General features: G+C 33.7%; 1 protein-coding gene. It reads left to right on the forward strand.

What is annotated here, in order from left to right; translation table 11 throughout:
* Window positions 1-71: 71 nt before the first annotated feature.
* On the forward strand, window positions 72-410 hold the full coding sequence (locus P0N36_RS15585; RefSeq protein WP_275843814.1) for a hypothetical protein: 339 nt from the start codon (window positions 72-74) through the stop codon (window positions 408-410).
* The last annotated feature ends 166 nt before the right edge of the window (window positions 411-576 follow it).

Here is a 576-nt window from a genome sequence, read left to right on the forward strand (position 1 = left end):
TGAATATATTTGTAGGTTTTGATTATTGTTAATAGAGGATGTAATCGGTTACTAGTAGAGGAAGGATTTATATGGACTTATTAGGTGTTATTATATCAGGATTATTTCTTTTTTTTATTATTACAGGAGCAGTACGAGTTGCAATTGAACCACTCGTAAAGTCTGAAAGGAGTATGAAGTCAGTGAATGTGGATAAGCTGTACAGATTTCGTGATGAGGGTATAATATCTGAACAAGACATCTCGGATTATTTTGATGCAGTAAAAGGTCTTAAAGATTACGATGAAATTCGGGAGACATTTAATGATGCTAAGCATGTTCTTAAGATGTTGTATGAATCTGATGTTATAACTTCAGAAGACTATAATAACAGAATCGAGAAGTTGAAGAGCAAGTACAATATGGAATAATATTAATTCTGAAACATAATGGATATTTGGGTGCTGAGTATTATCATTAGAGGTTTCGTGAATAAGTTGTAGGTTATTGTAACTTCCGTTGATGACAGCATCTAACAGCGAGTTGACGATATGGGCTTTAAACAAGGAAAGGTACCACACATCGTCAACTCACAGA

The sequence above is a fragment of the Petrocella sp. FN5 genome, from assembly GCF_029210395.1.
Lineage (GTDB): Bacteria > Bacillota > Clostridia > Lachnospirales > Vallitaleaceae > Petrocella.

What these genes read in the sequence shown, in the direction of transcription:
- P0N36_RS15585 (WP_275843814.1), top strand. Translation starts at nt 72, where the DNA reads ATGGACTTATTAGGTGTTATTATATCAGGATTATTTCTTTTTTTTATT.